The 25,638-nt window shown below is 38.9% G+C and carries 36 protein-coding genes and 5 pseudogenes; 31 read left to right on the top strand and 10 right to left on the bottom strand.

Translation table 11 applies throughout. The features are described 5' to 3' along the window. From BN200_RS08170 to BN200_RS08135, 8 genes are all read left to right on the top strand, one after another. On the top strand, positions 1 to 324 hold a 324-nt coding region (locus BN200_RS08170; protein WP_034989419.1), incomplete at its 5' end, for a terminase gpA endonuclease subunit. Positions 325 to 327: 3 nt separating this feature from the next. Then, positions 328 to 576 carry a phage head-tail joining protein gene (locus BN200_RS08165; RefSeq protein WP_019222081.1) on the top strand — a complete coding sequence of 83 codons (249 nt, stop codon included), beginning with the start codon at positions 328 to 330 and terminating at the stop codon, positions 574 to 576. Next, positions 576 to 2,123, top strand: coding sequence for a phage portal protein (locus tag BN200_RS08160; RefSeq protein WP_019222080.1), 1,548 nt, complete (start codon positions 576 to 578; stop codon positions 2,121 to 2,123). Before BN200_RS08165 ends, BN200_RS08160 begins: the two co-directional genes overlap by 1 nt. Beyond that, complete coding sequence (locus tag BN200_RS08155; protein ID WP_019222079.1) at positions 2,113 to 3,171, top strand: S49 family peptidase; 1,059 nt, start codon at positions 2,113 to 2,115, stop codon at positions 3,169 to 3,171. Before BN200_RS08160 ends, BN200_RS08155 begins: the two co-directional genes overlap by 11 nt. Next, positions 3,063 to 3,434 carry a hypothetical protein gene (locus tag BN200_RS08150; RefSeq protein ID WP_244426922.1) on the top strand — a complete coding sequence of 124 codons (372 nt, stop codon included), beginning with the start codon at positions 3,063 to 3,065 and terminating at the stop codon, positions 3,432 to 3,434. The genes BN200_RS08155 and BN200_RS08150 overlap by 109 nt, the downstream gene beginning before the upstream one ends. After that, a complete protein-coding gene (locus tag BN200_RS08145) occupies positions 3,431 to 3,802 on the top strand; it encodes a head decoration protein (RefSeq protein WP_019222077.1) in 372 nt (123 codons plus the stop codon). The genes BN200_RS08150 and BN200_RS08145 overlap by 4 nt, the downstream gene beginning before the upstream one ends. A gap of 12 nt (positions 3,803 to 3,814) precedes the next feature. Then, positions 3,815 to 4,891, top strand: coding sequence for a major capsid protein (locus BN200_RS08140; RefSeq protein ID WP_019222076.1), 1,077 nt, complete (start codon positions 3,815 to 3,817; stop codon positions 4,889 to 4,891). 1 nt (position 4,892) lies between these two features. After that, positions 4,893 to 5,234, top strand: a complete 342-nt coding sequence (locus BN200_RS08135; RefSeq protein ID WP_019222075.1) for a head-tail joining protein — start codon at positions 4,893 to 4,895, stop codon at positions 5,232 to 5,234. Between the two features lie 27 nt (positions 5,235 to 5,261). Here BN200_RS08135 and BN200_RS08130 read toward each other — a convergent pair whose 3' ends face one another. Then, positions 5,262 to 6,344: a hypothetical protein gene (locus tag BN200_RS08130; RefSeq protein WP_019222074.1), complete on the bottom strand. Its 1,083-nt coding sequence runs from the start codon at positions 6,342 to 6,344 to the stop codon at positions 5,262 to 5,264. Between the two features lie 381 nt (positions 6,345 to 6,725). Here BN200_RS08130 and BN200_RS08125 point away from each other — a divergent pair, with 381 nt between their 5' ends. Both BN200_RS08125 and BN200_RS08120 read left to right on the top strand, forming a co-directional pair. Beyond that, complete coding sequence (locus tag BN200_RS08125) at positions 6,726 to 7,454, top strand: phage regulatory protein/antirepressor Ant (RefSeq protein ID WP_019222073.1); 729 nt, start codon at positions 6,726 to 6,728, stop codon at positions 7,452 to 7,454. Further along, on the top strand, positions 7,451 to 7,729 hold the full coding sequence (locus BN200_RS08120) for a hypothetical protein (protein ID WP_019222072.1): 279 nt from the start codon (positions 7,451 to 7,453) through the stop codon (positions 7,727 to 7,729). Before BN200_RS08125 ends, BN200_RS08120 begins: the two co-directional genes overlap by 4 nt. A 41-nt stretch (positions 7,730 to 7,770) precedes the next feature. Here BN200_RS08120 and BN200_RS09015 read toward each other — a convergent pair whose 3' ends face one another. Genes BN200_RS09015 through BN200_RS08110 form a run of 3 tightly spaced genes read right to left on the bottom strand, consistent with a single transcriptional unit; the run spans position 7,771 to position 8,521 of the window. Then, positions 7,771 to 7,917, bottom strand: coding sequence for a CopG family antitoxin (locus BN200_RS09015; protein ID WP_019222071.1), 147 nt, complete (start codon positions 7,915 to 7,917; stop codon positions 7,771 to 7,773). Between the two features lie 42 nt (positions 7,918 to 7,959). Continuing rightward, complete coding sequence (locus BN200_RS08115) at positions 7,960 to 8,277, bottom strand: type II toxin-antitoxin system HicB family antitoxin (RefSeq protein ID WP_019222070.1); 318 nt, start codon at positions 8,275 to 8,277, stop codon at positions 7,960 to 7,962. Continuing rightward, positions 8,267 to 8,521, bottom strand: coding sequence for a toxin HicA (locus BN200_RS08110; protein WP_244426918.1), 255 nt, complete (start codon positions 8,519 to 8,521; stop codon positions 8,267 to 8,269). Before BN200_RS08110 ends, BN200_RS08115 begins: the two co-directional genes overlap by 11 nt. A gap of 65 nt (positions 8,522 to 8,586) precedes the next feature. On the opposite strand from BN200_RS08110, the gene BN200_RS08105 reads away from it, so the two are divergent. The 21 genes and pseudogenes from BN200_RS08105 to BN200_RS09430 all read left to right on the top strand — a co-directional run. Next, positions 8,587 to 9,129: a hypothetical protein gene (locus BN200_RS08105; RefSeq protein ID WP_019222068.1), complete on the top strand. Its 543-nt coding sequence runs from the start codon at positions 8,587 to 8,589 to the stop codon at positions 9,127 to 9,129. Continuing rightward, positions 9,110 to 9,775: a phage baseplate assembly protein V gene (locus tag BN200_RS08100; RefSeq protein WP_019222067.1), complete on the top strand. Its 666-nt coding sequence runs from the start codon at positions 9,110 to 9,112 to the stop codon at positions 9,773 to 9,775. The genes BN200_RS08105 and BN200_RS08100 overlap by 20 nt, the downstream gene beginning before the upstream one ends. Continuing rightward, positions 9,772 to 10,113 (top strand): GPW/gp25 family protein, encoded by a 342-nt coding sequence (locus BN200_RS08095; RefSeq protein WP_019222066.1) that lies wholly within the window; start codon positions 9,772 to 9,774, stop codon positions 10,111 to 10,113. The genes BN200_RS08100 and BN200_RS08095 overlap by 4 nt, the downstream gene beginning before the upstream one ends. Continuing rightward, positions 10,110 to 10,670, top strand: a pseudogene (locus BN200_RS08090) (baseplate J/gp47 family protein); the annotation flags it as partial. The gene BN200_RS08095 and the pseudogene BN200_RS08090, both read left to right, overlap by 4 nt. 557 nt (positions 10,671 to 11,227) lie before the next feature. After that, on the top strand, positions 11,228 to 11,833 hold the full coding sequence (locus tag BN200_RS08085; RefSeq protein WP_154645996.1) for an isocitrate lyase/phosphoenolpyruvate mutase family protein: 606 nt from the start codon (positions 11,228 to 11,230) through the stop codon (positions 11,831 to 11,833). Further along, entirely contained in the window at positions 11,830 to 11,952 is a 123-nt protein-coding gene (locus tag BN200_RS09950) for a hypothetical protein (RefSeq protein ID WP_280109558.1), read from the top strand. Before BN200_RS08085 ends, BN200_RS09950 begins: the two co-directional genes overlap by 4 nt. Before the next feature lie 55 nt (positions 11,953 to 12,007). Then, positions 12,008 to 13,021, top strand: coding sequence for an NtaA/DmoA family FMN-dependent monooxygenase (locus tag BN200_RS08080; RefSeq protein WP_019222062.1), 1,014 nt, complete (start codon positions 12,008 to 12,010; stop codon positions 13,019 to 13,021). A gap of 113 nt (positions 13,022 to 13,134) precedes the next feature. Then, positions 13,135 to 13,371 carry a hypothetical protein gene (locus tag BN200_RS10035; RefSeq protein ID WP_019222061.1) on the top strand — a complete coding sequence of 79 codons (237 nt, stop codon included), beginning with the start codon at positions 13,135 to 13,137 and terminating at the stop codon, positions 13,369 to 13,371. Beyond that, positions 13,346 to 14,488 carry a homocitrate synthase/isopropylmalate synthase family protein gene (locus BN200_RS08075; protein WP_019222060.1) on the top strand — a complete coding sequence of 381 codons (1,143 nt, stop codon included), beginning with the start codon at positions 13,346 to 13,348 and terminating at the stop codon, positions 14,486 to 14,488. Before BN200_RS10035 ends, BN200_RS08075 begins: the two co-directional genes overlap by 26 nt. After that, positions 14,481 to 15,710 (top strand): 3-isopropylmalate dehydratase large subunit, encoded by a 1,230-nt coding sequence (locus BN200_RS08070; RefSeq protein WP_019222059.1) that lies wholly within the window; start codon positions 14,481 to 14,483, stop codon positions 15,708 to 15,710. Before BN200_RS08075 ends, BN200_RS08070 begins: the two co-directional genes overlap by 8 nt. After that, complete coding sequence (locus tag BN200_RS08065) at positions 15,710 to 16,192, top strand: LeuD/DmdB family oxidoreductase small subunit (protein ID WP_019222058.1); 483 nt, start codon at positions 15,710 to 15,712, stop codon at positions 16,190 to 16,192. Before BN200_RS08070 ends, BN200_RS08065 begins: the two co-directional genes overlap by 1 nt. A gap of 15 nt (positions 16,193 to 16,207) precedes the next feature. Beyond that, the gene (locus BN200_RS08060) at positions 16,208 to 16,984 is read left to right on the top strand and encodes a class I SAM-dependent methyltransferase (protein ID WP_019222057.1); all 777 of its coding nucleotides are present in this window, start codon (positions 16,208 to 16,210) and stop codon (positions 16,982 to 16,984) included. 52 nt (positions 16,985 to 17,036) lie between these two features. Continuing rightward, positions 17,037 to 17,447 (top strand): GNAT family N-acetyltransferase, encoded by a 411-nt coding sequence (locus tag BN200_RS09010; protein WP_019222056.1) that lies wholly within the window; start codon positions 17,037 to 17,039, stop codon positions 17,445 to 17,447. Between the two features lie 255 nt (positions 17,448 to 17,702). Further along, positions 17,703 to 18,650, top strand: coding sequence for an ATP-grasp domain-containing protein (locus BN200_RS08050; RefSeq protein ID WP_019222055.1), 948 nt, complete (start codon positions 17,703 to 17,705; stop codon positions 18,648 to 18,650). Continuing rightward, positions 18,616 to 19,755, top strand: coding sequence for an ATP-grasp domain-containing protein (locus BN200_RS08045; protein ID WP_019222054.1), 1,140 nt, complete (start codon positions 18,616 to 18,618; stop codon positions 19,753 to 19,755). Before BN200_RS08050 ends, BN200_RS08045 begins: the two co-directional genes overlap by 35 nt. 11 nt (positions 19,756 to 19,766) lie before the next feature. Then, positions 19,767 to 20,981 (top strand): MFS transporter, encoded by a 1,215-nt coding sequence (locus BN200_RS08040; protein WP_019222053.1) that lies wholly within the window; start codon positions 19,767 to 19,769, stop codon positions 20,979 to 20,981. A gap of 28 nt (positions 20,982 to 21,009) precedes the next feature. Then, entirely contained in the window at positions 21,010 to 21,990 is a 981-nt protein-coding gene (locus BN200_RS08035; protein WP_019222052.1) for a hypothetical protein, read from the top strand. Between the two features lie 549 nt (positions 21,991 to 22,539). Further along, positions 22,540 to 22,707, top strand: coding sequence for a helix-turn-helix domain-containing protein (locus BN200_RS09855; RefSeq protein WP_019222051.1), 168 nt, complete (start codon positions 22,540 to 22,542; stop codon positions 22,705 to 22,707). 383 nt (positions 22,708 to 23,090) lie between these two features. After that, positions 23,091 to 23,171 (top strand): GpE family phage tail protein, encoded by an 81-nt coding sequence (locus BN200_RS10125; protein WP_081585561.1) that lies wholly within the window; start codon positions 23,091 to 23,093, stop codon positions 23,169 to 23,171. Positions 23,172 to 23,203: 32 nt separating this feature from the next. Next, positions 23,204 to 23,665 (top strand): annotated as a pseudogene (locus BN200_RS08025) (phage tail protein); the annotation flags it as partial. Beyond that, positions 23,657 to 23,836 (top strand): annotated as a pseudogene (locus BN200_RS09430) (late control protein); the annotation flags it as partial. The pseudogenes BN200_RS08025 and BN200_RS09430, both read left to right, overlap by 9 nt. 83 nt (positions 23,837 to 23,919) lie before the next feature. Here the strand turns inward: BN200_RS09430 and BN200_RS08020 are convergent. The 6 genes and pseudogenes from BN200_RS08020 to BN200_RS08000 all read right to left on the bottom strand — a co-directional run. Next, positions 23,920 to 24,239 (bottom strand): annotated as a pseudogene (locus BN200_RS08020) (addiction module antidote protein). Then, positions 24,226 to 24,408 (bottom strand): annotated as a pseudogene (locus BN200_RS09850) (type II toxin-antitoxin system RelE/ParE family toxin); the annotation flags it as partial. The pseudogenes BN200_RS09850 and BN200_RS08020, both read right to left, overlap by 14 nt. Next, positions 24,405 to 24,728: a type II toxin-antitoxin system PemK/MazF family toxin gene (locus BN200_RS08015; protein ID WP_019222049.1), complete on the bottom strand. Its 324-nt coding sequence runs from the start codon at positions 24,726 to 24,728 to the stop codon at positions 24,405 to 24,407. The pseudogene BN200_RS09850 and the gene BN200_RS08015, both read right to left, overlap by 4 nt. Beyond that, entirely contained in the window at positions 24,728 to 24,952 is a 225-nt protein-coding gene (locus tag BN200_RS08010; RefSeq protein WP_019222048.1) for an antitoxin MazE family protein, read from the bottom strand. Before BN200_RS08010 ends, BN200_RS08015 begins: the two co-directional genes overlap by 1 nt. A 182-nt stretch (positions 24,953 to 25,134) precedes the next feature. Then, the gene (locus BN200_RS08005) at positions 25,135 to 25,443 is read right to left on the bottom strand and encodes a helix-turn-helix domain-containing transcriptional regulator (protein WP_019222047.1); all 309 of its coding nucleotides are present in this window, start codon (positions 25,441 to 25,443) and stop codon (positions 25,135 to 25,137) included. Positions 25,444 to 25,455: 12 nt separating this feature from the next. Next, on the bottom strand, positions 25,456 to 25,638 hold a 183-nt coding region (locus BN200_RS08000), incomplete at its 5' end, for a type II toxin-antitoxin system RelE/ParE family toxin (protein ID WP_019222046.1).

Raw genomic sequence — 25,638 nt, 5'->3', positions numbered from 1 at the left:
GCTGAAAGAAAAGTGATCAAATTTTTTAAAGGCTTCAAGCGTATTGAATGGCAAAAAAGTGAAAAGGCAAGAAACGAAGCCTTGGACTGTAGGGTCTATGCTTATGCGGCTTTACAAGGTCTGATTTCGGCGGGAATAAACCTTAATCGAGAAGTCGATATCTTAGAAGAACGTTTGGAAAAGCTTAAAGTTGAAGGCTCTGTAGAGCAGCCAACAGCTGGGATTCCTTCATTCACTTCTCCAAGAAGATCTCAGATAGCACAACCTCAAAGGAAACAATCCAGAACGGTGATGAATCCTTATATGCAAGGGGATTGGAGGTAATTTGTGAGTGAAACTTTAGAACCAATGAACAGCAAATTTTCGAGACTTGAAAGTTTAAAAAGGCGGCGTGAGCAAATTGAAGAGGCTCTTTATTCGGGAGCACAATCAGTGCGTCACGGCGATAAACAAGTCAGCAATCGCTCTGTTGAGGAACTGCGCAGAGCCCTTGAGATGCTGAACACACAAATAGCAGACCTTGAAGGGCGTAAAGGTTCACGCGTGTTCTATTTTAACATATCACGAGGCTATTAATGGCTGGTTTGTTCAATAAAATTACGGGCTTTTTTACAATTTCTCGTCAACATAATCCCCATTTTGAAGCGGCAAGCAAAAGCCGCCGCATGGGTGGTTTTGACCCTGCCCAAAAACATATCAATAAAGCCATTGAGGAATGCGGTGATACCATTGTTGCCCGTTCAAGGTGGCTTTATGACAATGAATCTCTTTATGGTTCTGCAACGGAGGAATGGGTCTCTGCGGCGGTAAGTGATGGGATTAAACCTTATCCTCGTATTGAAGGCTTTCAAGAAGAAAAGAAAAAGCTTTTAGACTTATGGTGGCAATGGGTTGATGAAGCCGATTATGATGAAGATGCCAGCTTTTATGGTCTGCAAGCAACCATTGCACGAGAGGTCTTTTTAACCGGAGAATGCTTTGTAAGACTGCATTATGTTGACCTTTATGGACGCTCTGGTGTGCCCCTTCAATTACAAGTTTATCCTACCGAAATGTTGGACCTTGCCTATAATGGACCGGCTGAGCTTGAAGGCAATTACATTCGTATGGGGATTGAATTTAATGCCAGTGGTAAGCGCGTTGCTTATCATTTTTGGAAACATCACCCCTATGATGATTGTTCTGCAAGCACAGTCTTTGAGAGTCAAGAACGCATACGTGTGCCTGCTGAAATGGTCCTTCATATCAAAGAGCGCCGTATTGCCGGACAATTGCGCGGTTCTCCTAAAATAACGCGCTGTATGACAAAGATTTTTCAACTCGAATCCTATGACGACGCAGAACTCGATAGAAAAAGGACGGCGGCTCTTTTCGCGGCGTTTGTCAAGGACAATTCCCCAAACGTCGAAAAATTATCCGATAATCGTGATAAAAAAAACGTTGAAGAAGAATACAAAGCACCTGTTATCGCGCCCGGTGCATCTCTTTATTTAGGAGAGAATAAAGAGGTTACATTCTCAAATCCTGTTGAGGTTGGTGGCTCTTATGAAGCTTTTCAATTTCGCAATATTTTAAAAATTTGTTCTGCACTCAACATGCCTTATGCCGTTGTGACAGGAGATGTTACACGGGGGAATTTTTCCAATGTACGAACCTCCATTATTCAATTTAGGCGCCATGTTAAACAATGGCGAGAACATATCATTGCCTTTCAGTTTAATCGCATTGTTTGGGAACGCTTTGTTGAAATGGCCGTGCTTGCTGGAGGCGTGAATTTACCAGGATGGGAAGAAAATCCCTTGCCATGGCTGCAATGTGAAAGCTTTGCCCCACCCCTTGAAATGATTGATCCAAACAAGGATATCTCGGCGGAAAAAGAAGAAATTCGTGCTGGCTTGAAAACACGACGCATGGCACTTGCCGAGCGCGGCTTTGATATCGACAGCATTCATGCCGAACTCGAAGAAGAGCACACAGATGCACGCAAACGGGGTTTATCCTTTGATACCGATTATGCGCTAGCGCCCTCTGGTGGTGATCAACTGATTGATACGGAAGATTCAGAGACTTCTGAGACTTATGAAAGCAACCAAGACAGTAAGGCGCATGCAAATGGCGAATAATCTTGATATGCCGTTTTTGGCATCCCGGCTTTTTGGCGTTCCCCTCATGCTTGCCTCCACAAAGCTTGATATTATTCTCAATGCTCTTGCCCCACGGCTTTTTGCAGGAGAAAAGTTTGCCGTGAGAGCATTGTTAGAAAAAGATGGGGCTCCTTTAAGACCACCAGAAACTTACGTCGTGCAAAACAATGTTGCTATCATACCGGTTCACGGCACACTTGTACGCCGTGGTGCATGGCTTGGGGCTTTATCGGGGCTAACCTCTTATGAAGGTTTGGGCGCTTCTTTTCGTGAAGCGATTAGGCAACCTGATGTTCACGCGATATTGCTTGATATTGATAGTAGCGGTGGAGAAGCCGGCGGCGTGTTTGATCTTGTGGAAGAGTTTCAAGCACTCTCACAAAAATATAACAAGCCCATTTGGGCACATGCCAATGAGATTGCTTGTTCGGCAGCTTATGCCATTGCTTGTTCCGCTTCTCAAATCTGGATTGCCCGTACAGGGATTGTGGGCTCGATTGGGGTTGTTTGTGCCCATCTTGACCAGTCCCGTGCAGATGAAAAACATGGGCTTAAATGGACCTTTGTTTTTGAAGGGGATCACAAAGTTCATGGCAATTCTCACGAACCTTTGAGCGATACAGCACAGATAAAAATACAAGCAGATTGCGCCCTGCTCTACGAAATGTTTGTCGATTTGGTTGCGCAAAACAGACCTCTGAATGCGGATGCAATCCGCGACACCAAAGCAGAAACTTTTATAGGCACCCAAGCCATCACGCTTGGATTAGCAGATGCGCAAGGGACCCTTGCGCAAGCTTTGGAAGCCTTAACGGATTCCATAAACTCACCCCCAACAGCAACAAAAGAAGGACAAAACCCATGGCACGCACACACTATCGCGCCAAAGAAGACGATGATGAAAAGATTGTCGACGTCATCCATGAAGACGAAGAAGACACACTCGACATTGACGAAGATGCCGAAGACTTCGACGATGATGATGAAGAAGAAGAGGAAGACAACGAAGATAAGCAAGAAACCATAAAAGCGGCTCTTGAAAAGGAAAGAAGACGCGCACAGGCACTGACAAACCTTGAAAAGCAAGCAAAGCGTTTGGGTGTTTCTTTTGATGCAGCCAAAGCAATTAAAAGCGGCATGAATGTTGAGAAGGCTAAAAATGTTGTCTTATCTGCTGCTGTCTCGAAAAGTTCCTCTTTAAAACTCTCGACCACAGCGCCCCATAGTGATGGGACGAGCAAGGCAAAAATTCATACAAAATGGGAAGCAGCTTGGAGGGCAATAAAATGAATAATCAAATTTTTTATGAAGATGTTCGCAATGGCGCTTATCTTGGACGCTATGACACGGATATGTCCAATGAAGAAGTGGTTTTTGCATCAGGGGCATTTGTTGAAGCCGGCACTGTTATGGGAAAAGTAACAGCAACGGGAAAATATGTTCCCCTGAATCTAGCAGCTTCTGATGGCAGTAAAATACCGGCGGGGATTTCTTACGCCACGGTTGATGCAACAGAGGCAGAGCAACGCGCAGTGATTACAGCGCGCTTGAGTACCGTAAAGGCTTCTGAACTCCTATGGCCAGATGCCATCACCGATGAACAAAAAAGTGCTGCCATTCAGTCTTTAGAAGACAATAACAAAATACTGTTGCGATAGGAGAATGCGCACATGGATATGAACTTTTTTAAACACGACGCTTTCTCCGCCACTACCATGATGAAAGCGATTGAAAACTATGAGTTTCAACCTGGTCTGATTAGCTCTCTTAATCTCTTTGAAGAAGTGGAAACAAGCACCACAGTGGTTGGCATTGAAAGACGTGACAATACATTGTCCTTGATTCAGACCAGTGAACGGGGTGCTCCCTTGATTGAAGGAGACAGAGAGGGTCGTAACTTAAGGTTTTTCAAAACAACACGGATTGCCAAAAGTGATACGGTGAAATCGGAGGAAATCCAGAACCGGCGTGAATTTGGGACAGAAGATCAGTTAGAGACAGCAATGAAATATATTGCCAGAAAACAAAAGAAGCTGATTTCTGAAATCGAATTGACATGGGAAAACATGCAGCTTGGCGCTGTTCAAGGTGTTGTGCTTGATGCCGATGGCTCTGTTATTGTTGATTGGTACAAGGAATGGGAAATTACACCCCCAAAGCCAATTGATTTTAAACTCAATGTTGAGACAACAAATGTTGCTGACCATGTTGATCAAGTCATCATGAGAATGATTGAAGCTTCAAAGGGAGCATTTTCTGATCGTTCACGGATTATTGGGCTTTGTGGAAATGAATTCTTTTCCAAGTTGAAAAACCATAAAACAATTCGTGAAACCTATCTCAACACAGCGCTTGCACAGACACTCAATAGTGCTGGAGGTGTTGCAACACCAAGTGCCATTGGTTCGGGGAGCTTTGGGAGTTTTGATTTTGCAGGTGTTACTTTCATTAATTACCGCAGTATTCATAACTATAATGTGAGTGCGAAAGCTGGAACAAAACGCGCCATAGGGATTAAGCCCGATGAATGCCAATTCTTTCCTGCTAATGCGCCTGGGGTTTTCCAAAAAATCTTTGCACCGGGAGAAAGCTTGGATTTTGCCAACACCGTTGGAAGACCTCTCTACACCATGTTGATTGTCGATAACGACCGTAATGCATGGGTAAAACCGGAGGTCTATAGCTATCCACTTTACATTTGTACACGCCCTGAAATGCTGTTTAAAGCGGTTAGTGGAGGAAAATAACATGCAATGGTACGGGTTGCTTCATAAAATGATTCAAGATGTACGTAACACCTTTGGGCAGCCCGTCATCTACACGCGAAAGGACAATCAACAATCGTTTCCGATTACAGCAATTTACGGCATTAAACATTCAGAATCGGACGCTGGTGGGAGAATTCCTACAACAGTACCTCGAAAAGAACTTGATGTTTGCATTCATGATATCGGCGGCTTACCCCCAAAGCCTCAAGATAGTGTTGTGGTTATTTCTCCTGAAGATACTTCTCAAGAGCACTTTGTGGTCACAGAGGTACAAGCCTCTGAATCCGGTATGTACAAGCTTATTCTGCGGGAGTTAAAGTAAGGGAGGTTTTATGGTATACCTTTAAAATCAATAAGCTTGTCCAAGAGTTCGGATTACTGCCGTAAACCTTGGACTTGAAAAGGCGCTAAATTGGTAATTCCATGGTACTCCGGTACGGCGACTAATTTGGCATCCCTCATATGTGATATCTACTGATGCAATACGTGTCCAAGTAGTCCTTTCATTCTTTACAGAGCTTTCAAACGCTATAGCCTGATTCGTTACCAAAAGACGTCCATCCCACTTATTTTTTCTACCATCAATAAATGTGGTATTTTCTTGAACTCCCAACAGCTTTTCATTGCGTGCTAAACGATAACCATATTCACTTGCATCAAGTTCTTGAAACATTTCACATGCTTCGGAAAAATCAAAGGGAGGGATATCCGGTTGTAACATCGCAACTTGTTGTTCAAAAAGCTTTACTCTTTTATTTTCAAAATGGACAGCGATCCCCCAAAGTAAAACAATAATAACGCCCACTAATAACCATGGTGAAATACTTATTACTACTACAATGCCTCCAATCAATAGAGCACAAAGGAGAAAAATCTTGATCCCCTTTTCCAACCGTTCGTTTTTGAGTGCTGAAGATGTTGTATTAGCCACTGAGGAATTAGAAGAAGAATGCGCGTGAGAGGACAACACTGAAACCTGTTCTGAAACTTTCTCTTCAGAAAGTTTTTTACGTTTATCTTGCCAGTAAGCAAAAATGGAAAATGCAATAAATGCCAAGACGATTAACCAAAACCATCCCCAAAAGCCCAGTCCATCATTTTCATCTGACTTTTTGTCTTGAATGGAAATGTTTGTCTTATCGGCATTCTCAGCTGGTGCCTGAATTATGCTTTCATCTTGAGTAGCAACATCTATTGACGGAGTTGAAGAGGAGGTAACAACTTCATTATTGTGTACAACCTGATCTGGTTTTTCTTTATGAATAGAAATACCTACTATTGCAGAGCCAAGAAACAATAAAACTCCAATACCAAGAGTTTTTAATCCGCTTTTCCGCCATTTTTTTATACACACTAAAACGATTCCGACAATCATTACAGGAAATGATAGCAAACACACAATCGCCGCAATTATATTAAGTGCGTCAAGCATTATTTCCCCTCCGCTATAAATAAAAAACAAGAAATTTTATCTAAAGTGAGTCGATCAATAAAGTAAAGGCACGGTTATTAAGTTTTAAAAATGTGAAGTCACCTCTTGACAATATGGCAACAATGTGTCTATCGTTGAGCTAGGTGCCTAAGAAACACCTTGATAGTAAGCGGATTGGTTGCCGAAATAACTAATCTTCAGCAAATTTAAAGACTTTGACTCATTATATGTATGTAGCATATAAAGATTTTGTCGGGTGTAGTTATGTCATAAAATACCCTCACGGGGAAAACATAACGACGGACTTACTACCGTGTTTCTTAGCACCCGGCGCTCTTTTAGAGTGTCATTAAGAAACGTCTAAGTAGTAAGGAGTTCATTATGAACACTCTCATAGAAACTAAAGAAAGCACTTTTAGTGAAGCAACCGTTCAGACTATGTCCAGTAGTGAAATTGCTGAACTATGTGATAAACGGCATGATCATGTTATGCGTGATATCAAGAAAATGCTTGAAGAACTTAACGCCCCCAAATTTGGGGTGGTTGATTTTAGCGATTATTATCTTGATAGCAAAGGAGAAACACGCCCTTGTTACAACCTTCCAAAACGTGAATGTTTAATTCTTGTATCCGGTTATAGCACTGCTTTACGTGCAAAAATAATTGACCGTTGGCAAGAATTGGAAAAACAAGTCGCTGTTCCACAAATCGATTACTCAACTCCTCAAGTATTACTTGGTGTTTTGAATCACTTACAAAGTCAAATAGAGCAGAAAGATCATGTGATTGCTGAATTAACTCCAAAAGCAGAGGCTTTGGAAGGCTTAAAGCGCTCTGATGGGCTGTTCGGTCTTATTGAAGCAGCAAAGATGTTAGAGGTACGACCAAAAGATTTAAGCGATTATTTGCGAAAACATGATTGGGTCTATCGACGTGCTCCAGGGGCACCTCTGTTGCCCTATCAAGATAAAATCAAGAAAGGTTTTATGGATTGCCCTGCGATTACCATTCAAAGACCAGATGGGACAGAAAAGGTTCTCCCTTCCACGAAAATCACCTCTAGAGGATTGGCATGTTTGAGAGAACAAATCTATGGAGGTGTACAATGAATACCAGTATAGACTTTTTATGCGATTTGTGGATGGCATTGTATCAGTTTTCTGATCGTGATGATATTGAAGACAAGGCTTTTAATACTCTTATTGAGACTATGGATGCGATAGAAAAAGCTTTAATATTAAAGCTTCAAGATGAAACCCCAAATGCACTGAAAATTTTGGCAATGATTACAAATTTTGGAACTTTAAGACCACCTCCGATTATAGAGTCTTTGTTAAAATCTTACGAACCCAATTTTGAGAACCCCATTAAAAAGGTTGCTTAAGAAAAATATCCCCCCTCCTCGTTCTCAAAATGGGGAGGTGATTAAGAAGCTTTTTTAGGTAAGAATTCGAAGTGAACAGGCTTAAAACCCGTTAAGTCATAATCTGTAAGATCGGCAGTATCAACAAAGTTCTCTGCTTCCTTATCCGTTTTAAAAAGAGGTATCTGTTTTAATTGAGAGGTTTTCATAAAAATTAATCTTCTTTTGGTGTGTTTTGATCTTTAAAAGCTTCAAAGTTTAGAAGAAATGTATCTGTTTAAGCTTACACCATTTTCAGCTGCTTGAATTGCAAGTTGTCTATGGAGTTCTGGTGGTATTCTTAATTGAAACTTACCGCTATATTTGCCATATGACAAAGGTATCGGGACTTGTTCTCCATTATGTTGCATATCCTCAACAACTTCTGAAACGAGGTCCATAATACCTTTTAAAGCTTTCTCTGCTTGAGCATCTAACCATGAAAGGGAGGGAAATTCTGCACACAAACCAACATATTCCTCATCTTCTGGTGACCAAAAAACACGATAGGTATAATGATTATTGTTCATGTTTTATCCTTTCTATTGCTTGTAAAACCTGCTTAACTTGATAGACTTTTGCCTTATTTCCAGAACCTTTCTGAATATTGACACGAGGATCCCCTAACCAAGGGGTTTTAAAAACAAAATGACTTGAACTATTGTTCCTTGGTTCTCCAAAGAAATAGATACACACAGCCAACAAATCTGAGAACTTGATGTTTTTTGGTGATGTTTTCATCAAGCCGATTATTTTTTCAACTTTATTACTCATAACAAATAATAGTATTATTATTAATACTAGTCAATCATTTATATGCCTACTCCACAGGAGGCTTTATGTATCCATGCGAAACGATAAGAGAAACATTTGTTGGGTTGATCAAAGCAGCCCAAACAACAGCTGGTGATAATGTTTTCAACATGCGTGACTTCAATTTATTTATTGAAGCAATGCCGGCCATTAATATCTCAACGCAAAACGAAACAATCGAAGATGGGCATGATTTTGGCTTAAGGCGGCGCGTCTTAACAGTGGATGTTGAATGTTATAGCACACAAGAAAACGGAGTTGGCTTCGTTGATCAATTAGCTTGGCAAGTTGAGAAGATTTTCCATGCCAATCCCAATCTTAACAACACCGTTGAGACATGCCGCCTGCAAAATATTGCTTTTGCCTTTGGCGATAACGGGGCGCTAGCACTCCATGGTGCCATTTTAACCTTTGAAGTCACTTATGTGACTAATATCCCCTCCCTTCATGAAGGAAATGCAACCACAGGAATTGTTGAACCTCTTGTCGGTTTTAAACCCGAAACCGGTGTGGGAAATGAAGACAAATACGCAAAAATTGAGGAACCCCATGTTAGAGCGGCGCGATAAAGAGATCACCGATTTAAAAAGACGCATGGCCAATATGGTGATGGTTGGAAAAATTAGCCATGTCGACCATAAAAATGCACGCTATCGGGTAAAGAGTGGTCATCTGATCAGTGATTGGATTCCAGATACACAAGCCCGTGCTGGAAAAACCCGTTCTTATGAGGGACGTGATGTTGGAGAGCAAGTCATTGTTGTCTCTTCCTCTGGTGATTTATCACAAGGGATAATTGTTGGCTCACTTCACACGGATGCAAACCAAGTCGCCGATAAAGGCAATATCCATAAGACACTTTATCCAGATGGCACCACTATTGAATATGATGATGAACAAAATAGTTATACCCTTAATCTCACATCAAGAGGAAAGTTTAATCTCACGATTTCTGAGGGCGTGTCGATAAAAGGCGATGGCAAGAAATTAGAACTGCAAGCACCAGAAGGCATCAAAATTACCGCACAAGGTGATCTGAATTTAAACGCAGAAAAAGCCATTGCCCTAAAAGCAGGCAGGGGAATTTCACTCCATTGTGATGGCGGCATTGCTCTTCATTCTAGTGACTTAAAGCATAATGGCACCAATGTAGGAGCAACCCATGTTCATGGGGGTGTTTCTCCTGGTGGCGCCATGACAGGAGGTCCAAAATGAATAGTGGCATGGACCGTATGACAGGGAAACCTTTATCCGGTATTGATCATTTGCGCCAATTAATTCTTGATATTTTAACAACACGGATTGGCACGCGGGTGATGCGGCGTGATTATGGTTCACGTGTTGCAGAACTGATTGATGCACCGGCTAATAATGCGCTTACCATTGCCCTTTATGCCGCCGTTGCTGAAGCTTTAGACAAGTGGGAACCCCGTTTTAAACTGAAAAAAATCGATTTTAAAAGGAGTGAGGATGGAAAAATATCCTTGTCCTTTGAAGGTATTTATTTGCCATCAGGCAAGCCCATTACCATGGAAGGAGTGCTAATACAATGACCCAAGCCCTTACCAATCCCGAAATCATCCCAGAACTTTCCTTTGAAGAAATCCGCGCTGCAAATATTGAATATTTAAAAGAACTTTTGCCTCGCACTATCTTTTTAGAAAGTGATCCTGCTTTAAAAATCATTGAGGCTTTTAGTTATCGAGAACTGCTTTTAAGACAACGCATTAACGAAGCCGCACGTAATAATATTCTTGATTTTGCAAAAGATGAGGCTCTTGATGCTTTGGGCGATTGGCACGGTGTTCAACGCATGGACGCTGAGAGTGATGAGAGATACCGTGAACGCATAAGACTTCATACCCGTAGTGGCAAAGGTAGTGGAACAGAACCTTATTACAAATTTATTGCTTTATCCGCAGATAGCCGCGCAAAAGATGCAATCATTTATCGGAAAGGCAAAAATCCAACCATTCACGTTGCTCTTTTTGGCAACAATGAAGAAGAAACAGCAAGCCAAGACTTGCTAGACAAAATCTCACAAGCACTTCACGATAAAAATGTCACCATGACCAATGACACAATCCTTGTGCACGTCACTTATGAACAGAAAATGAACACCATATACAATTTAAAAAGTTCTCATTTTATTCAGAAATCAATCACAAAATTGCTTTTTATTTTTTAGCTCCCTAATTTTTTGCTAAATATTCGTGTATTTTTTTGCGATCAACCTATGATACTATTTATGTCTAACTCAAATTCTAAAGTTAACCAATCTAGCTTACTTTATAAATTGTTACATATTGTAAATATGCTACACTTAAAAAATTACTATTTTATTATCACATAAAACATTAGTGGAAATGCTTATCTCAATTTTTGGCTTAGTTTTTTAAAGCGTCCATAAATCACAAAAAATTGTGTTTCTTATATTTAATATGACTAAGATCATTGACACAAATGTGAAAATACTACACACCGCTGTAGAATAGTAAATATTACTATAGTGTTTATTATTTACCTATGTGGGGGGAAAATACTTAGAAGTTTGCTACAAAATAAGCAGAAACTTATTTTTATTGAGGCACATAGCCCTTTATGTGCGTATATTATTGAATCTATCAGTTATACTAATGAGCATGGACAAACCCTTTTTTTGATGGAATTTGGTCAAGCTCGCTTTCTGATGCTGTATTGAGGGGGCTGCCAGATATCGAATACCTCGACATACGGTATCGAATCAAAAATGTGCATGAAATGATGGAATTTACCTTAAAACCAATTATATTCGATGCTGATACGGGCGGCAATATTGAGCACTTTAAGAAAAACATCCGAATGATGGAACACATAGGAATTGAAGCTGTAATTATTGAAGACAAAAGCGGACTAAAGAAAAATTCCTTATTTGGTAATAAAGTCAAACAAACATTAGAAGATTGTGATGTATTTGCAAAAAAGGTAGCTGAAGGAAAAAAGGCACTAGTTCACAATAAACTGATGATTTTTGCCCGCATAGAAAGCCTAATTGTCGGTATGACGATAGAACATGCGCTATTGAGAGCTAAAAAATACGTTCACGCAGGTGCCGATGGAATAATGATTCATAGCTGTCAAACTGATGCAGACGAAATTATTGAATTTGCATACCATTTCCGAATTCTTTTCCCTAATATTCCCTTAATTTGCATACCAACAACTTATGCTCATGTCCATTCATCATTGTTGTTTGAAGCTGGTTTAATATTGTCATATACGCTAATCACATGATTCGATCTTCTTATAAGGCAATGGAAGATACAGCTATAAAGCTACTAGCCTCCGGTCATGCTCAAGCAGTTGAAGATCAATGCGTTGAAATTAATCGTATCTTACGCGCATTTGGTTAACCACGACACTTTTTTACTGTTTCCCCCCCAAATAACTATTAATAAGAATTTTGCTATGAATATACGCCAACATATGATTTTAGGAGCTTATATCTCTTATGGAACAGGACATCACCCCGCTGCTTGGAGAAGCAAATACGCTTTAGCCGATGGTGCCCAAAATATTGATCATTATGTCAAGATGGCTCAAGAAGCGGAAAGAGGATTATTTGACTTTTTATTCCTTTCTGATACCCTATCCGTTTTTCGCGACGACTTGGAAGGTTATGGTAGCCGCATTGTGGTTTTTGAACCTCTCACATTGCTGTCTGCTTTGGCAATGATGACCAAAGAGATCGGTCTAGTGGCTACGGCATCTACGACTTATAAAGCCCCTTTTGACATCGCAAGAGAATTTGCTTCTTTAGACCTCATCAGCAAAGGTCGTGCAGCATGGAATTTGGTGACATCTTCCAAATCGGATGTAGCCTATAATTACGGTTTCAGTAAACACCCCGAACATGCAGTTCGCTACCAAAAAGCTGCCGAAGCGTTTGATGTCGTTACCGGACTGTGGGACAGCTGGAATGATGATGCATTTTTACGAGACAAGGAAAGTGGTCTCTTTTTTAATAAAAACGCCATGCATGAATTGAATCATAAAGGAGAGTTTTTCTCTGTACGTGGTCCTTTAAATGTGTCGCGCCCTCCTCAGGGATACCCAGTAATTGTCCAAGCAGGTTCATCACTAGCTGGCATAGAGCTTGCAGCCAAAACATCAGAGATCGTATTTACTGCTCAATCTAATTTATCTTTGGCTAGATCCTTTTATAAACAACTAAAAAATCAACTTTCTACTATTAAGCGGCTCAATAAAGACATTCTTATCATGCCAGGAATTTGTGCTTTTGTTGCTGCAACAGAAACAGAAGCAAAAGAGAAGTTTGAAGAATTTCAAGATCTTATACACCCAAATTTTGGACTAGCTATGCTATCTGACTTGTTAGGTGGTATAGATCTTAAGGGAATCCCCCTTGATAAACCTCTGCCTCCCCTCCCTCTAACGGCAATACCAGTCGGCGTGCTTTAATTGAAAAATTAAGCCTAGATGAACAACTAACTCTAGAACAATTATACAAAAAAATCATCGTTTCTCGCGGTCACTTCCATCTCGTAGGCTCTTACAAACAAGTTGCAGAATGCATGGCGGAATGGTTTCACTTACAGGCATGCGATGGTTTCAACATCATGCCTCCGAGTATGCCAGGTTGTTTTATAGAATTTGTAACCGGCGTAATTCCTGAATTACAAAAAATGGGAGTGTTTAAAACACACTATATACCCGGCACACTAAGAGAAAAGTTAGGTCTCGAGCGCCCTATCAATCGATATCAACAACAAGAAAGAAATATAAATGAAAAATCGGCAAATTATTCTTGAAGATACGACACTACGTGACGGTGAACAAGCGCCAGGAATTGCATTTTCTCCTGAAACTAAAGTCATGATTTTCCATGCGTTAACGAATGCCGGTGTCCAATGGATTGAAGCAGGAATCCCTGCTATGAAAGGCAAAGAAGTAAAAGCCCTCCAAGAAATGTTAGAACGCAGGAAAGAGGTCAATCTTATCGGTTGGAATCGTGGCGTGTTAGATGATATCAAATTTACAATCTCTATGGGGTTTAAAGCGTTACACATCGGTCTTCCAACATCAGACATCCACCTAAATCATAGTATCCGAAAGAATAAAGACTGGTTGCTAAAGACAGCTACTCATTTGGTGAAATATGCTAAAGATAAAGATTGTTTCGTATCAATCAGCGCTGAAGATGTGGGCCGAACCGATTTACATTTTCTTCAAAAGTATGCAGCCTCTGTCCATGATGCAGGAGCAGATCGTTTAAGGTTGTCAGATACCATCGGAATTCTTGATAGTACTTCTTACGCCAAACGTGTAAAGACAGTTGCTGACGCTTGTTCTATAAAAACTCAATGTCATTGCCACAATGATTTTGGACTCGCAGTGTCAAATACTTTAGCCGGTTTGGAAGCAGGAGCAACGTACTTTCACAGCTGTATAAACGGTATTGGAGAGCGTGCTGGTATGCCGGATATGACGCAAATGGTGATGGCGTTATTGTATTTTCATAACGTTGATACTGGAGTAGATACGACACAACTTGTCTGTCTATCACAATTGGTTGCAGAAGCGTGTAATCAACCTATTCTGCCTTGGCAACCAGTTGTAGGATCTAATGTTTTTGCCCATGAGTCCGGTATCCATACGAAAGGTGTCTTAAGCAACAGTAAGACTTTTGAGCCATTCTCTCCCGATTTGGTGGGTAATAAACGTAGGCTCTGTATTGGGAAACATTCAGGACGGGCAGTTATTCGGTATGTGCTTGAAAAAAATGGCATCATTGTAGAGGAAGCAGCCCCACTTGAGGAATGCTTAGCTCATGTTCGAGATTTTGCAATAGAAAAGCGCGGAGAAGTAACGCCAGAAGAGCTGATCAATATTTACCACTCATTACAACAAGAAACTATTAATGTCTAAACAAGTACCTCTTGTCAACAAAATCATAGCGAAGCATGCTGGATTCGATCGAGTTTCCGTCGGAGAGCTTGTTACTGTCTCAGTCGATAAAGTGTATGTTCAAGATGGAAATTCGCCTACTATTGCTAGACTATATGAAAAACACAATCTGAATCAGGTTTTTTCATCCAAAGATATTGGATTTTTCTTTGATCATTCTGTATTGGTTCCTAACATTACTATGGCTGATAGATTAATTGAGGGTCGTAACTTTGCTGCTAAACTAAATATACAGGTCTTTGAGCAAGGTCAAGGAATCAGTCATGTACTTGCCATTGAACATGGTTGGTTTCAACCTAATAATATTGTTCTTGGTGCTGATTCGCATACTTGTATTGGAGGAGCAATACAATCATTAGCTTTGGGAATGGGGGCATCAGATATAGCTGCAGCTATGGTTACTGGAAAAACTTGGCTTAAAGTTCCAGAAACATTATGGATAACAGTGCAAGGAACTCCTCATTGCCACGTTCGAGCTCGAGATTTGATTTTTCATATTCTTGCAAAATATGGGCAAAGCCCTTTCTTATACAAATCGATAGAGTGGTCCGGAGAGTGGATAGAAAATCTCTCCTTAGATTCAGCATGTAGTTTATCAAGTTTAGGTGTCGAACTTGGAGCTAAATGTATGTTTTTACCGCCAAACCAAACCCATAATTCTCTGATGAGCAATATTGAAGTTCTTTATCCAGAACAGGAAATAGTAATTCATATGCAAGACATTGAGCCAATGGTTGTACTACCCCACAATCCTAAAAATGCAGTGTCCTTAAAACAAGCCTCTGGAATTAAAATTGACTACGTGTTTATTGGTAGTTGCACGAATAGTAGATTAGAAGACTTAGCTGATGCAGCACAAATATTACACGGGAATAAGGTTCACAAAAATGTCCATTGTGTCATAACACCAGGATCACAAGGAGTCTATTTAAAGGCGCTTAAGAAAGGTTATATTCAATCTCTCGTAGAATCTGGAGCTATTATCTCACCACCTGGATGTGGAGCATGCGTAGGAACTCAAGGAACTATTCCCGCACGAGGAACAAAAGTCCTAAGTACGATGAATCGCAATTTTAAAGGACGTATGGGAAATCCTGATGCTGCAATATACTTATCTTCACCTGTCATTGCTGCAAAAACGGCATTACTAGGGAGAATTCCAACTTTAATGGAGCTACCTTAATGGCTTTACAAAATCTCAGAGTCCGCTATATTACTGGAGATGTCTCTACAGATGATATAATCCCCGCTAAATATAAACATATGTACACTAACTCAGCATATTTAGCGCCTCATATTTTCGAAAATTTTCGACCTGGATTTGCTAATACTATACAAATGGGTGATGTTATCTTTTGTGATGGAGTTTTTGGGATCGGCAGTTCCCGTGAACAAGCTGTAAGTTCAATGTTGTCTCAAGGTATTGAAGCTATAATCGCCCCAGAATTTGGACGAATTTTTTATCGAAATGCGTGGAACCTCGGTCTAATTGCGATTGAGCTAAAAAACGCATTATTTGAAGAAGGGGAGAATATAAACATCAATATTAAAGAAGGAAGGATAGAGAGTGCTAAAGGGGAGTTCTTATTCAATCCTCCTTCAGAATTTATGCTTAGCATACTAGCTGAAGGAGGACTTCTCAATTATGTATGTCAGCAATTGTAAAGAGGGTAAAGCCCCATGATACAAACCATTCAACCACAAAGTGAAAAGTTTGATGGATTGGCCGATGATTATGACCGCTATCGCCCACGCTACCCTCTCCCTTTGTTTAAAACCATGCTGCTTCCTTTTAAGGACAAAAAGCATTTGTCCATCGTGGATGTGGGAGCTGGAACGGGCATTGCATTAGAGGGAATTGTCAAGCTTCTAGGAAATGAACACCAATATTATGCGATCGATATCTCAGCAGATATGATTAAGCAGGGGCAAAGAAAATTTCCTTTTGTGCAGTGGTATCACGAGAAAGCCGAAAGTCTCTTGCCCCAGATCGGTAAGGTTGATCTTGTTGTTGCAGCACAAGCGTTTCAGTGGATGGATCGCCCTCTGCTGCTTAGCACTGTCTCAAGTCAACTTCGCGCTGGAGGCGTCATGGCAGTCATTCAAAACAATCGCGATTTTCAAAATAATCAATTTCTAGCCGCTTATGAGGCATTGTTAGAGGAGATGAGCCCTCACTATTCCCGTTATTATCGTAATTTTGATTTTTTACAAGAAATGCGTGATGGTCTTGGAGTCAATTCAGAAAAGATTGCTTTACATACACACAATTGGACGATGACAATCCCATCCGAAGCTTTTATGGGCATGAGCCGCTCTTCAACGCAAGCGCAACGCGCCATTGCTAAACACGGAGAAGAATATTGGCAGGAATTGATTGCATTGATAAAACAATATGAAATGCAGAAAAGTTTGGAGCTTTTGTATCGAAGTGAACTCTACATATATACAAAATAATCTTACATCTATGATTACCCCCACTACTTTTCGGTGCGCCAAAGCAAATGATATGCAGAAAATTTACACATTATTAAGGCGGGGATTTGAAAGACATTTGAGCAATTTTTCTCCTTCAGCACTCAAACTAACACCTCAATACATTCAATCTTCACTGTCCACCTGGCGAGTATGTATACTTAACAGAGAGATTGTTGGCTGTACTATGGCATATGAGGAAGAGGGCTTCTTTACCTTTTGCTATATGACAATCGATTATGATTATCGACAAATTGGATTAGGAAAAGAGTTCGTTAAAGCTATGGTGAACGAAGCTCGCAAACATCAACTTGGATGTATTAAAATTGTTTTACGTGAAGCGTTGACTGAAAACGTTCAGTTTTTTACTAATCAGGGGTTTATCCGAACACTACCGTTTAAATCGAATATTCATTATATATATGAGTTGGAGTTAACTAAATGAATGATAGATATGTTATATGTTTGGGTTACCGCGCATCACTTGTTAAAAAAGTAACAGAAAGAGGACAAACCGTTTATCATTACTACAAAATTTAAACATAGTCTTAACAATTTTCAATATTGTTTTGTTGATAATTTAGAAGATGCTCAAGAAGTATTAAGGGTCGTCAACTCAAAAATACTCCCATCAACAATCGTCGGTGTAATTACTGGTCATGAAGAAGGAGTATTTACAGCAGCTATTATCCGAAACTGTTTGCAACTTCCTGGCCCTCAATCTTACAACTTATTACTTCGTTTTCGAGATAAACATTTTCAAAAATCGTTGCTCAGGGGTTATGTGCCTTGTGCGCAATCGATATATGTATCTCGTCGGACTCTATACGCGGATATTGTTTCATTGTTAGATATCCCATTCGTAATTAAGCCTTCTAATGGTACTGGTAGCAAAAGAACACAGCTAATTCGTGACAAACAAATGTTTGAGAAATTTATGAATGAGGTAGCAGATAACTCTGATATAGCTTTTGTAGCAGAATCATCTATTCAAGGAAGAGAATATTGTGTTGATGGTTTATGGGAAAATGGCAATTTAACTTGGTTTAGCATCGGTCTGTATAATATCAATGTGATTGATTTTCATCACGGTAAATCTTTGGCGGTTCAGATTTTATCAAATATAGAACACCAGTCTTTGTACAAACGAGCATCGGAACTTATCACTAAGGTGATGCAGAGACTGGGTAGCAAAACGACCGTATTTCATCTAGAATTTTTTGATACGGAGCAAGCTCTTATTTTCAGTGAGTGTAGTGCACGGCTAGGAGGAGGGTTGATTCCTGAAATTATTGAATATTCTTATGGTATTGATTGGTTTAATATTCATTTTGAACAAGGAATGGGAATGCTGAACGAACACTACCTTCCAATGACTCCATTACAATGTCACGCGTTTGTATACTTGCGCTCTCATGCTGAATGCCATCAAACTGAAGAAGAATATAGACGAATATTCTACCCCGTAGAGCTACGCTTCGAACCATCAAAATATGGACAATCTTCAGGAAGTTATGGAAACTCAGGATATATTATTGTCGCTGGTGCTTCTTCTTCAGAACTAACATCAACTGTGAAAGCAATCACCTTGCACAATGAGAAAGGAGCAAAGTATGACCATTCGAGTTTTATTACTCGACCGCAATAAAGTCCATGTTAACCAGCTAATTCAGAGCGAAGAATATAAGCAATTTAGTTTTATTTTTCATAAGAGTACGGATGTTATCGACAATAACGGCTGCCCCATAGGATTTACATACCATACCAAAACTCTGGCATATTTGGATCATCTGATGTGTGTGTCCCCTTTTGAGTTTGTAGTATCTTGCTCAGAAAGTCAGATCCAATTTGCAGGACTGTTAAGGATGAGATATGGCCTCAAACATGGATTCGACATTTTAATCAGTGCTAATGTTAGCAATAAATTATCTATGCGACAACGTCTTTCAAATTATGTTTTGAGTCCTAAATTCTGGCATTCAGGTGACTTCTTACAAATAGCTCATGATAATTCAATGAGTTCTCATTTACCAAAAAAAGTTGTCATTAAGCCCATCTATGGCTCAAGCACCCAGGGTGTGCAATGTTTTACCTTACATGAAGCTATTGAATATTTAGAAAAACAATTTTCTTTATTTATTGTTGAAGATTACATTCCTCTAAACAGGGAATTACATTGTGATGGCGTAATAGTTAATGGACATTTAAATTTTTTCCTTTTTTCTCAATATGCCAGACCATGGCTTAGTGGACAAACAAAATCCAATGCTAGTATTCATTTGTCTAACGACGACCCACAATACAAAACAGCCAAAAGTATTGTTATGGTATTATTGAGAGAGCTTGGTATCCAAAATGGTGTGTTTCACATTGAGCTGTTTGATTACAACGAAAAATTATATTTTGGTGAAATAGCCCTCCGACCTAGTGGAGGAGGACTAGCCTATTCCATACAATATTTTTTTGATATCAATATTTGGGATTGCTATCTAAAGTTAGCCTTGGGCATAACTCCAAAGCTTCCTAGGCAGAAGATTATGACATCTATTTGTGGCTACATTGGGCTTTCTGAAGCAGACAGTTATTACCAACATATCTTGCTTCGTAACCCAATGTTTAGCCACGTAATGAGACTAAATCCATGTACATCTTCTCAAGCAACGGGATGTTTAGCATATCAAGAATTACTTTTTTTTTCTTGCAAGACAGAACATGAAGCAATGTCTGAATTTTCTAAAATTGCTAATATATAAAAGGAAAATCTATGAACCCAAAAATATGGTACAGAAATAATAATATATTATTTTATCAATATTTTATTTCGGCATTTTATCTCGCTTGCGGTATTTATTCAGTTACGGCAATTTGGTTAACATACGAGTATACGAAAAGTCCTTTCATCGTTAGCATAATTATAATTGCAGGCTATCTCCCCTCTGCAATTGCTGGCTTTATTTTCTCTGAACAATATAGTCGTGGAAATCCATATAAAAAAATACAAACAGCCACTCTTATTCTTATTAACATAATGATACTGTTGGTTATCAATTTAATACTAGTTAAAAAAAACGTGATTATAAGTTTGGTTGTTATTGCTCTCATTCAAGTTATTTTATCTCTCGTTAAATTATCGAATCAATCCTACTTAGCTCTCCTAATCAGATCAATTTTTTCAGAAAAACAAGACAAACAAGTTATAGAAATATCTTCATCTAACCTACTCGTGTCTCTCTCCATAGGGGCAGGATTAGCACGATTATTTTTATCAATTGGCCTAGTTTATCTTGGGCCTAGTATCACTGTTATTCTTCTTGCCCTTGCTTGGATGGCAATCGTGAAGCTTGAAAAACAAACCTCTAAATTATCACATGAGACCATTACTGTAGACAAAAATTCTCAAGAAAATTCCGTTGACAAGATTTTGCTATTTAAAGACCGCCATTTGCAAACTTTGATTCTTTTTTCTATCTGCAGTAGTGGTACTCTGCAATACATTAATTCAATTCTTGCACCGTTAGCTAACCACATCATAGCTAATGAACCTGTTTATTTTTCCTTACTTGATATACTTTCTATGATTGGAGGTTTCTTTGCTGGGATTGTTTTATCATCTCATCGATTAAAAAGCACGGTAGTACTTAATTATGGTTTTCTGTCAATCACAGTGATTGCTATATTACTAGCAGTAACCAATAACCCATCTTTTGTAGCTATACTCATATTTATGCTTGCATTCAGCACCACAGCACATATTATATGCATGCAAGTAAAAGTCAATCAAACACCTTGCAAAAAGCATGTTTCACAATACACAGCATTACGAAACTCTTCAATGTCTATCGCGAAAACGTGTTTTTCTTTACTTTCTGGCATTGTCACAACAACAATTGGTATCCAAGCCTGTTGGTTTGTATTAGCAGCAATTGCATTGGGCTTCACTATATTGTGGTATATGTTTATTACTTCATGGCGAGAATAATCTTTATAGTAAATAAGTAGTAGAAAAAATGAATAATCATATCTATAGTGTGCGCCAAGATGTGATACACAAAATACACGAACTTGGCATGAACTCTAAAGCTTTAAAAGGGTTATTTGGCTGGGATTCCCCTACTGTAAATGAATTTATTAATACTGCACATCTCATAGTAACATTGCCTCATGCTAACCCCAACGTTTTTTTCCCCCGTGTTTTTGCAAGTTGGTATGCACATCACCTACAATGTATAAATAAACAGATATTTCATTTGCGAATTGTCTTGAGTCATATAAATTTTAGCGATCTCGGTTGGCGCCCTTACGCTTGGTGGTATTTTGATAGCCATAAAAAAATTCAAAAAATGAGTTTTTTTACTAGAAATAAAAAAAATAAACATGTCACTGTCATATCCCAGCCCTCATTACCAGAAGCTTTTCTACCTGATATGGATATTTATCACCTTGAAGCTTATTCATTGGCTACTCAATGTACTAATCGAGCGTGGTCTTACGTAGCGATGATGGCAAGTATAGAACGAGCAGCTGGTTTATCAATTGCTCAGCGTACTATGTATATCACAATGGATCAATTTTTAGCTGCTATTTCAAAAACGGCTGAATTAAGATTATCATCATTATTACAACAGAGTAGTGGGCGAATTTTGGATAACGATGGGAAACTAAAACCAGCAAAATTAGATGTAGCCCCTTTAGTATATGATAATGCAACGAATATTGCACTTATTTCTACTCTTGGTACTAAAGGGATTATAGGGGGGAAAAAAATGTTTAGCTATTGGTCCGATGTTGCCTCTCGCGAAAAAATATTCTCCGCAGAAAAATATCGCCCGATGGAAGTATTGCTCATCCCAGATGCATATAAAATTGCTGAAAAAATGATGCTATCTCGAGAAACATCTAATCAATTAATGAAGTTGGGGATACCTTATTCGCAAGGATTAGCTCTTTCTGAACACGGACGCTTTTCTGAAGTATACTCTCCTTTTTAAAGACGCACTCTAATTTAGATAGTTATAGATTCAGAAAAAGTCACACCTACACTCTACCTCATAGAACAATAGAATGAACTTGAAATAATAAAAAATTCTTACATCTTTGCTCTCTAACATCGAAAGCTTTTTAGCCAAAATACAAGAATAAAAGTTAAAAGATAATAGAAAGACACAAAATACGTTGTTCCATAAAGCTTATTAGTACTCTTATTACTTCTCGGAGAGAAAATAACCAAAATAATAAAATTAATAACACTAATTAAAAAAATAAAAATCTAATAAATATTTATATTACACGTAGTATTATCATAATAATAATTTTTGATATATAAAAAATTAAATCATATACTAAGTAATTTTGAAGTAGCTATATTACCAAATGATTTAAATGTTCCGTTCTTTCGATTACATCTTATAAAGAACGCTCTCAAAAGTGCTGGTTAATTACTGTAAATGGAAATTTTCGTGTGATAGTTCTCTTTGATGGTATAAATATATAAATGGTCGATTATCTGGATTATCATTAATAATGAGTACTAAAAATTGATGAAAAATCCTTCGCACCCTATAGAATTATTGCATGAAGGTCTAATAAAAGAACTTAATTTGTCTGTTAATGAAATAGCTGAACAACTTGCTATGCTTTGTATAGCATTGTCTAGAGTTTTAAATAGAAAATCCATGATTAGTGCTAATCTTAGCTATGAAGCTTAAAATGGCTGGTGTAAGTACAACACTTACTTTGCTGGCTATGGTAAATAAATTATGATTTATCAAACTTTAAAACGTAAACAATATAAGATACATCCATTTGCTATGAGTTCATGTTATATTTTTTTATTCATATTCTTTTGATTTATAGTGCTCCTATAAGCTCTCCCTTTTAATCATGATTTTAAAGCCGTGTGAAAAGGACAAGACAAACTATTTGGTTATATAGTCAAGAACGAGCAAACAATCGCTATGATTGCACGTCTTTCTGAATGGCCATATGACGCTGTTAGCAAAATTGATAGCGCTGATCTGAATAGCATTGGGAAAATTTTGGAGTCTTTTACCAAACAGCGGGAAACCTCGACTGAGAAACCGCCGCTAAACTGATCGCCAATATTGCCATTGTGTTCCATTGGTCTCTTTCAGAGATGATGGAAATGGAACCAAGAGAGTTGCTCTTTTGACACAAACAAGCAGCAGAAAGGTATAAAACAAAATGAGTAAAAAAGTTGCCGATGCAAAGGTAAAGTTGTCTCTTGAAGACAAGCTCACCGCGCCTTTAAAATGTGTGCAAAAGGAATTCGACAATTTATCAAAAACATTATCCCATAGATTGCGTATTCCGCGCTTTTCTGCTGTTGTAAAAAACATGACAAAAAGCCTTCATGGCGTTCAAAGTGCTCTTGGTACCGCGGCAAGTCGTGCTTCGGTCTTTACCGGTGTTCTAGGGCTTGCTGGGGGTGGTCTTGAGGCAAGCTTGACCGCCGTTACCATGAAAACCATGCATATGGGCGATAGTCTCTACCATGCCTCACGCCATTTAGGAATGAGTGTAACAGCCCTTCAATTATGGGGTAATGCAGCCGATAATTCGGGATATTTTGCTGAACTCTTTCAACAATCCTTGGCAACCTTAAATAGGCGTTCTGCGCAAGCATATGCCGGACAAAAAAGGGGTGGCTATACAACAAAAATAGACTGCGAACTTTTTGATAAAGTGCAAGAAGATGCTGCAAAAAACGTAGCCAATACAAAACCAGACAAAGACGATACCCTTGATCCAAACGCCCCACCCGATGCATGCGATGAAGGAGATGGCATCATCCATATGGACGAGAAGAACACATGAGAGGTTATAAACCAGATTTAGAGCTCCTTTAAAAAGATTGCTTAAATACCTCTCTTCCCCCATCTTTCAAGGTGGGAAGAAGGTCAAGATGCTTCTTCTAAAGCCGTTTGTTCCTTATAATTTTTGGGATAGGTGTTAAGCTAATCTGCAAATTTAAAGCACTCAAAACACTGAGAAAAGTAGAAAGCCGTGGGTCGCCTTTATCACTTAAAGAACGATAAAGAGATTCACGATTTAAACCTGTCTCTTGAGAAACAGCTGTCATTCCTTGTTTACGTGCAATGATCCTTAATACATGTGCAATATAACCACTCTCTTTAGTTTCTAAAGCATCCTCTAGTAAGATCTTAAAATCTTCAGGTGTATTAAAATACTCACTTACATCAAATTTAGTAATTTCCATGTTTCATTTCCTTTACCAATTGAAGAGCTTTTTCAATATCCCTTTGTTGGGTAGATTTATCACCCGCATTTAATAATAAAATTATTTATTTACCTTGTTTTATAAAATAGATTCTATAACCAAGACCATGATGTATTTTCAATTCTCCAATTCCACGGAAAAATTTTATTTTACTATTCCTAAAAAGACAGCCAAACAGCGTTCAATTTCTACCATTTTATCTGCATGAATGGAGCCAAAAGCTGGGCTAATTTTTTCACATCTTACCGTCATAATCTTATCAATCATTATTTGCGAGGGCTTTTGTAAACCATTTTTGCTGTCTGGTTGGACAGTAATACGGAGTAATGGCGCATCGACAAGTGTACTTGTAATTGGTAAAACCGTCACGCTTGTATGTTCACTAAATTGATTAGCTTGAATGATCAATGCGGGTCTTGGTTTACCAAAATCACCTTGTATAACTATTGTTACCAGAGAACCACGCATTATTCTGTCCATCCATCAATATCCATTAAAGATTGATCCATAAATGACTGTATAGATGTATTGGCTTTATCCATTTTTGCCACTAAGCGGGTTTGACGGCGACACTCTTCTGCAAAACTCGGCTGGCGTGTATCTGGAACCCAAATTTGCATTAAACGCAGACCTGCTTTTCTTTGTGCATTACGATGTTTCTGAACCCGTTCATTAACATGCATTGTACCCATGACAAAATCTCCTTTTGTTTCATGTAACGAATAATACAGAAAAAAGTTACATGAAACAAGATTTTTAATAAAACGCAATCATCACAATTTTTAAAAAGTCACTCAGTCTCACTTTATGTGCTTTTTTATAAGGAAAACATTCCCCTTCCCTATCTTTAAGGTAGGGAGGGGACGAACTTAGATTAAACGTGTGGAACGGGTCGTTCAAGAAGTTGTACAGCCAAGCGAAATCCCATAGTACGCAGCAAAACATTTAAACTACGGAGCTCTGGATTACCCTTTTCTGAAAGTGTCCGGTAAAGTTGTGTTGGATTTAAGTTGGCTGCTGCGACAGCTTGAACACCACCATAAGCTTTTGCCATTTGACGAAGTGTTACAAGCAATTCCCCCTGGTCACCATCTGCTAAAATGGCATCAAGAGTAGCTGCTGCTAACTCAAGGTCATCATGGAATATTTCTGCCATCGCATCATCATGGTTACGATCTTTCATTCTTGCTCTCCTTTAATCTTCACGGTTTTGCCAATCTCGCCAGCAAGCACATGCACAAGTGATGTCGGTGTCTTGTGTTTTTTTGCTACCACCGCATAATAGCAACAATACGGTCTTGCCAGACAGGGCATAATAAACGCGGTAACCAGGACCAATATTAATACGCAGTTCATAGACACCATCACGAAGCGGTTT

The organism is Bartonella senegalensis OS02 (assembly GCF_000312545.1).
Taxonomy (GTDB): Bacteria; Pseudomonadota; Alphaproteobacteria; order Rhizobiales; family Rhizobiaceae; genus Bartonella; species Bartonella senegalensis.
This window is presented reverse-complemented; position numbering and strand designations above follow the sequence as displayed.

Coding starts and splice junctions, on each gene's coding strand:
- BN200_RS08160 (WP_019222080.1), top strand. CDS start 576: ATGGCTGGTTTGTTCAATAAAATTACGGGCTTTTTTACAATTTCTCGT.
- BN200_RS08155 (WP_019222079.1), top strand. CDS start 2,113: ATGGCGAATAATCTTGATATGCCGTTTTTGGCATCCCGGCTTTTTGGC.
- BN200_RS08145 (WP_019222077.1), top strand. CDS start 3,431: ATGAATAATCAAATTTTTTATGAAGATGTTCGCAATGGCGCTTATCTT.
- BN200_RS08140 (WP_019222076.1), top strand. CDS start 3,815: ATGGATATGAACTTTTTTAAACACGACGCTTTCTCCGCCACTACCATG.
- BN200_RS08135 (WP_019222075.1), top strand. CDS start 4,893: ATGCAATGGTACGGGTTGCTTCATAAAATGATTCAAGATGTACGTAAC.
- BN200_RS08130 (WP_019222074.1), bottom strand. CDS start 6,344: ATGCTTGACGCACTTAATATAATTGCGGCGATTGTGTGTTTGCTATCA.
- BN200_RS08125 (WP_019222073.1), top strand. CDS start 6,726: ATGAACACTCTCATAGAAACTAAAGAAAGCACTTTTAGTGAAGCAACC.
- BN200_RS08120 (WP_019222072.1), top strand. CDS start 7,451: ATGAATACCAGTATAGACTTTTTATGCGATTTGTGGATGGCATTGTAT.
- BN200_RS09015 (WP_019222071.1), bottom strand. CDS start 7,917: ATGAAAACCTCTCAATTAAAACAGATACCTCTTTTTAAAACGGATAAG.
- BN200_RS08115 (WP_019222070.1), bottom strand. CDS start 8,277: ATGAACAATAATCATTATACCTATCGTGTTTTTTGGTCACCAGAAGAT.
- BN200_RS08110 (WP_244426918.1), bottom strand. CDS start 8,521: ATGAGTAATAAAGTTGAAAAAATAATCGGCTTGATGAAAACATCACCA.
- BN200_RS08105 (WP_019222068.1), top strand. CDS start 8,587: ATGTATCCATGCGAAACGATAAGAGAAACATTTGTTGGGTTGATCAAA.
- BN200_RS08100 (WP_019222067.1), top strand. CDS start 9,110: ATGTTAGAGCGGCGCGATAAAGAGATCACCGATTTAAAAAGACGCATG.
- BN200_RS08095 (WP_019222066.1), top strand. CDS start 9,772: ATGAATAGTGGCATGGACCGTATGACAGGGAAACCTTTATCCGGTATT.
- BN200_RS09950 (WP_280109558.1), top strand. CDS start 11,830: ATGATTCGATCTTCTTATAAGGCAATGGAAGATACAGCTATAAAGCTA.
- BN200_RS08080 (WP_019222062.1), top strand. CDS start 12,008: ATGAATATACGCCAACATATGATTTTAGGAGCTTATATCTCTTATGGA.
- BN200_RS10035 (WP_019222061.1), top strand. CDS start 13,135: ATGGCGGAATGGTTTCACTTACAGGCATGCGATGGTTTCAACATCATG.
- BN200_RS08075 (WP_019222060.1), top strand. CDS start 13,346: ATGAAAAATCGGCAAATTATTCTTGAAGATACGACACTACGTGACGGT.
- BN200_RS08070 (WP_019222059.1), top strand. CDS start 14,481: ATGTCTAAACAAGTACCTCTTGTCAACAAAATCATAGCGAAGCATGCT.
- BN200_RS08065 (WP_019222058.1), top strand. CDS start 15,710: ATGGCTTTACAAAATCTCAGAGTCCGCTATATTACTGGAGATGTCTCT.
- BN200_RS08060 (WP_019222057.1), top strand. CDS start 16,208: ATGATACAAACCATTCAACCACAAAGTGAAAAGTTTGATGGATTGGCC.
- BN200_RS09010 (WP_019222056.1), top strand. CDS start 17,037: ATGCAGAAAATTTACACATTATTAAGGCGGGGATTTGAAAGACATTTG.
- BN200_RS08045 (WP_019222054.1), top strand. CDS start 18,616: ATGACCATTCGAGTTTTATTACTCGACCGCAATAAAGTCCATGTTAAC.
- BN200_RS08040 (WP_019222053.1), top strand. CDS start 19,767: ATGAACCCAAAAATATGGTACAGAAATAATAATATATTATTTTATCAA.
- BN200_RS08035 (WP_019222052.1), top strand. CDS start 21,010: ATGAATAATCATATCTATAGTGTGCGCCAAGATGTGATACACAAAATA.
- BN200_RS09855 (WP_019222051.1), top strand. CDS start 22,540: ATGAAAAATCCTTCGCACCCTATAGAATTATTGCATGAAGGTCTAATA.
- BN200_RS08015 (WP_019222049.1), bottom strand. CDS start 24,728: ATGCGTGGTTCTCTGGTAACAATAGTTATACAAGGTGATTTTGGTAAA.
- BN200_RS08010 (WP_019222048.1), bottom strand. CDS start 24,952: ATGGGTACAATGCATGTTAATGAACGGGTTCAGAAACATCGTAATGCA.
- BN200_RS08005 (WP_019222047.1), bottom strand. CDS start 25,443: ATGAAAGATCGTAACCATGATGATGCGATGGCAGAAATATTCCATGAT.